Source organism: Arthrobacter sp. NPDC090010 (assembly GCF_044748305.1).
GTDB lineage: Bacteria > Actinomycetota > Actinomycetes > Actinomycetales > Micrococcaceae > Arthrobacter_E.
This window is the reverse complement of the sequence record NZ_JBIVFT010000020.1, coordinates 1-4,085: the sequence shown is the minus strand read 5'-3', so window position 1 is coordinate 4,085 and position 4,085 is coordinate 1. Positions and strand designations below refer to the sequence as shown.

General features: G+C 62.7%; 5 protein-coding genes. 1 reads left to right on the top strand and 4 read right to left on the bottom strand.

Annotation, left to right across the window (positions count from 1 at the left end):
- Nucleotides 1-395: 395 nt before the first annotated feature.
- The 4 genes from ACIPXZ_RS16980 to ACIPXZ_RS16965 all read right to left on the bottom strand — a co-directional run bounded on the left by ACIPXZ_RS16980 (nucleotide 396) and on the right by ACIPXZ_RS16965 (nucleotide 3,386).
- Entirely contained in the window at nucleotides 396-1,028 is a 633-nt protein-coding gene (locus ACIPXZ_RS16980; protein WP_400596499.1) for a class I SAM-dependent methyltransferase, read from the bottom strand.
- Nucleotides 1,029-1,110: 82 nt separating this feature from the next.
- Nucleotides 1,111-1,395 carry an HU family DNA-binding protein gene (locus ACIPXZ_RS16975; protein WP_066217548.1) on the bottom strand — a complete coding sequence of 95 codons (285 nt, stop codon included), beginning with the start codon at nucleotides 1,393-1,395 and terminating at the stop codon, nucleotides 1,111-1,113.
- A 195-nt stretch (nucleotides 1,396-1,590) separates the two neighbouring features.
- Nucleotides 1,591-2,457, bottom strand: a complete 867-nt coding sequence (locus ACIPXZ_RS16970) for a 3-hydroxyacyl-CoA dehydrogenase family protein (RefSeq protein WP_400596496.1) — start codon at nucleotides 2,455-2,457, stop codon at nucleotides 1,591-1,593.
- The gene (locus ACIPXZ_RS16965) at nucleotides 2,454-3,386 is read right to left on the bottom strand and encodes a hypothetical protein (protein WP_400596494.1); all 933 of its coding nucleotides are present in this window, start codon (nucleotides 3,384-3,386) and stop codon (nucleotides 2,454-2,456) included. Before ACIPXZ_RS16965 ends, ACIPXZ_RS16970 begins: the two co-directional genes overlap by 4 nt.
- 114 nt (nucleotides 3,387-3,500) lie before the next feature.
- Between ACIPXZ_RS16965 and ACIPXZ_RS16960 the strand changes: the two genes are divergently transcribed.
- Entirely contained in the window at nucleotides 3,501-3,986 is a 486-nt protein-coding gene (locus ACIPXZ_RS16960; RefSeq protein WP_400596492.1) for a GNAT family N-acetyltransferase, read from the top strand.
- Nucleotides 3,987-4,085: the final 99 nt, after the last annotated feature.

The following is a 4,085-nucleotide window of genomic DNA, read 5'->3' as shown; positions in this document are numbered from 1 at the left end:
AAACACCAACCACCACGGAGGTGATAGCCAGTGATTACCAAAAAACATTGGTATCAAAAAAACATGACACACTATTGAGTTCTCAAACAACAGACTGCTCTGCGCTACTCCCCGGAAGTTTCCTCCCGGCTTTCCCGCCGCAACCCTTCAATCCTAACTCATCCGCTTTCCTTTTTGCAAATCCGCACCCTTCCCGAAATGCTTCGGAAAGAGAATTCGAATTCCGCAGAATTCACTCTGCCGGGCAACCAAAAAGGGCGCCGCAAACAGCGTTTGAATTCAAAGGGATGAGAATCGAAGTTGGCTGCCAGGTCCGGAACACCGCCCCGGCAACCCGATCTACTGTACACGGTTCCCCGGGACTGCACAACTCCGGCGTCGAGTGGTTCCTGGAGTCATTCCCCAGGCGCACGCACCGCACTCCAATGGCCTTGTTCCCGCTGCGATTCAGTGGCTTGCCGCTCCTCTGAGTGGATCGGCAGAAAGCCTGCGGAAACAAGCTCCTGGGCGAGCCAGTCGCTCGACCACGCCCAGGCCGGGCTCACCTTGTGGTCAAAGGACCGCGGTTCGTCACCGCCCTGCAGGAAGAAGCCGATCAAGAGTCCTCCACCCGGCGCCAGGACGCGGTGGAATTCCTTCAGCGCTCTGCGCAGCTGCTTCTCCTCGAAGTGAATCAGTGAGAACCAGGCGAGAACACCGGCCCGCGAGCCGTTCTCGTACGGCAGGCATCGCAGGTCTCCCTGCACGAATGTCAGCTCCGGGCAGCTCCGTCTGGCGCGCATCAGGAATTGCGCGGAGAGATCGATACCGTCCACCGGCACCCCACGCCGGGCCAAGGCTGCGCTCCAGTGCCCTGGCCCGCATCCGGCGTCGAGCACTGGGCCACGGCAGCCGGCGGCCCACTGGACGATCACGTCTCGGTCCGCCGGGTCGGCCAGCTCCTCATCGCCGAAGAGCTCGATATAGAGCTCTGCGACCTGATCGTATGCTTCAGCGACCTCACGGGATGCTCGTGCTTCACCATCCACAGGGAATTCAGCCTCTCGCCTCATGCGTCTTAAACAGTTGAGGGCACCGGCTGTTGCCGGTGCCCTCAACAAGCAGAAGAGCCTACTTCTTGGAAGCAGCAGCCTTCAGCTTGGAACCTGCGGTCAGCTTGACGCTGTGGCCGGCCGGGATCTGGATGGTCTCACCGGTCTGCGGGTTGCGGCCGGTGCGAGCTGCACGGTCGGTGCGCTCCACTGCAAGCCAGCCCGGGATGGTGATCTTCTCGCCGGCGGCGACGGAAGCTTCGAAAACCTCGAACAGAGCGTCGAGCACGTTGTTGACAGAAGCCTGGCTGACGTCAGCCTTCTTGGCAACTTCGGCGACGACGTCGCTGCGGTTCTTAGCCATGGGTGTCCTCCTGGACGTATCGACTACTGGGAATTTCCACGCGGTTCACGCGGGAACCACTGCTCTGAAACTTACCAGTAGTCACGCCTCGGAACCGAAGATTCCGCGTGTTTCCGGCATTTTTTGCTCTATCTCACCCAGTTTTGGGGTGTTTTGGAGCCTTCTCCCAGCCGCGAAGGCCGCTGAGAGGGCCCGTCAGCCTTCGTAACGGTAGAACCCTTCGCCACTCTTGCGACCCAGCTTGCCCGCCTCGACATAGCTTCGCAGGACGGTTCGCGGGCCCTCCGGCAGCGTGGGATTCTCCGCCGCATAGTGCTCCTCGATGTCCAGGACGACGTCGAGTCCCACACTGTCCATCATCTGGAAAGGTCCTGCAGGCATGTGCCAGTTGAGCCGGAACATGGCGTCCACGTCCTCCGGTCGCGCCACTCCGTCCGCCACCACGGCAAGAGACTCGCGCTTGATCGCGGCCCACACCCTGTTGAAGATGAAGCCCGTGCTCTCCTTGCGCGCCTCGAACGGTTGGACACCGAACTCAGGAAGAACCTTCAGCAAGGTGTCCAGGACCTCGCGGCCCGTCTCCCCATCGGACATGAGGTCCGCCGCGGTGGAGACCGGTGGCATGTAGAAGTGCAGGTTGCACAGGCGAGATCTGTCGCTGATTTGCTCGTTCATCAGCCGGGAGGCGTAGGACGAGGAGTTCGTGGCGAAGATCGCGTCAGCAGGGGCGATCCTGTCGACCTCACCCCAAAGAGGGATCTTGATCTCAAGCCGCTCAGGAACCGCTTCGATCACCAGCCAGGCATCGTGCAGCGCTTCTTCCAGCGTCGACGCCGCGACTACGGTCCCCGCTTCGCCGGAACCACGCTCTGCGAGGACGGCCGGCAACGCCTCCTCGACATAGCTCACCGCTGCCTCCGCCGTCTGCTGCTGGGGATCGGAGATCCGGACGACGCCGCCGCGGGACGCCATCATCAGGGCGATCCTGCGGCCCAAGGTGCCTGCGCCGATCACGGTGACGGGACGGGTGCGGATCTGCTCGAAGGTGTAGGCGTAGCTCATGCGTGATTCTCGATTCGTGATGTTGCGGGGGCCCGCAGGCCGGCGACGCCGGTCACGGGAGTCTGAAGGTCAGCCACCAGGGTGGGAGCGCTCCGAGGCGCGTCCAGCTCAACCGCGAGGATCCGTCCACCGAGTTCCGAGACATAGACGCGATGCGCTTCGCCGTCGACCGCCAGACCGATCGCCTCCTGGAAGCCGGATGCCAGGATCTCGGGTTCGGCGCCGCGTTCACCCGTGGGTGGCAGCGCCGCCCGGTTGAGGGTGTTACCCGTGGGGCCAGCTCCGCGATCCGTCCAATACAGGAAGCCGTCATGGATCTCGAGATCGATGGGCTCCGGGAGACCATCCCAGAGGAGCTCGACGTCGTTGCGCGCATCGGCATCCTCGCCGGCCGGAAGTTCGAGTCCGGCACGGAAGATCCTGCCCTTGCCGCCTTTGGCCGGCCCCTTCTGGGTCCAGTAGAGATGCCCGCGAGGCGCGTCCACTGCGACGCCCACGCATTCTTGCTCCCCGGAGGCGTCCGGCACATTGCTGATCAAGGTGTGCAGCCCATCGCCATCCATCGCCACCGAGGAGATGCGGCAACCTTCCCGGTCGCCCCAATAGAGTCTGCCCCTGCCGTCGTCGGCAAGCTGCTTGGCTGTGGTGATGAGTCCAGGGCCGACGACGTCGCGCACCGGACCGCCGGCCAGCGGCACCGCATGAACCCCTCCGGTAGCGGCCGAGAAATCGGCGCCGCCTTCTCCCTCAACTCCCGGAATGCGAACCGGCTCGCCCATGGTGGTCCAGTAGACCGTCTCGCCGGCCACCACGATCCCATCGGGCCAGGGCCCGGCCTCTGCGAGAAATTCTGTCATCTGCCCATCCGGCAGAGAGACTCGTTGGATGTCGCCCTGGGCGATTCTCAGGACCAGGAGTGCATTGAACATGAGACCTCCAGACTCAGTGGTTCTATACCTCTGAATCTACGCCCTCAAGTTGCACTATGCAACAGTTGAGAAACGGATACCCGCCCATAAGAGCAGTCGATTATGGTGACTTTCATGGAAATCAGAAGAAGCACCGACGACGACTGGCCCGAGATCTTCGGCTTCTACCGGGAGATCATCGATGCGGGACGCAGCTACGCCTTCCCGGCGGGTCAGACGCTGGAAGAAGCCAGGCCCTGGTGGATGGAGAACGAGCCGGGCCGGACAGTGGTCGCCACGGACGGTCTTGAGATCGTCGGCTCGGCGAAGATGGGCCCGAACAGGCCCGGCCGAGGCGCTCACATCGCCACAGCGTCCTTCCTCGTCAGCCCCCGGCATGGAAATCGCGGTATCGGCCGGCTTCTCGGGGAGCACGTCCTGGAGTGGGCCCGTGGTGAGGGCTATCACGGCATGCAATTCAACGCGGTCGTCGAATCGAACCATCCGGCGGTCCATCTGTGGCAGGCCCTGGGATTCAGGATCATCGGCACGGTTCCCGAGGCCTTCGAGCACCCGGATGACGGTCTGGTGGGCTTGCATGTGATGTATCAGAAGCTCTGACATCGTTGTGTTGTTTTAAATGGTGGTGGCCCCGGGCGTCGTTGCTCGGGGCCATCACTGGTGGTTGTGTCCGGCGGTGTCCTACTCTCCCACACCCTC

Bases quoted from the DNA above. Each gene is read 5' to 3' on its own strand.
- ACIPXZ_RS16975 (WP_066217548.1), bottom strand. From the start codon at position 1,395: ATGGCTAAGAACCGCAGCGACGTCGTCGCCGAAGTTGCCAAGAAGGCT.
- ACIPXZ_RS16970 (WP_400596496.1), bottom strand. From the start codon at position 2,457: ATGAGCTACGCCTACACCTTCGAGCAGATCCGCACCCGTCCCGTCACC.
- ACIPXZ_RS16965 (WP_400596494.1), bottom strand. From the start codon at position 3,386: ATGTTCAATGCACTCCTGGTCCTGAGAATCGCCCAGGGCGACATCCAA.
- ACIPXZ_RS16960 (WP_400596492.1), top strand. From the start codon at position 3,501: ATGGAAATCAGAAGAAGCACCGACGACGACTGGCCCGAGATCTTCGGC.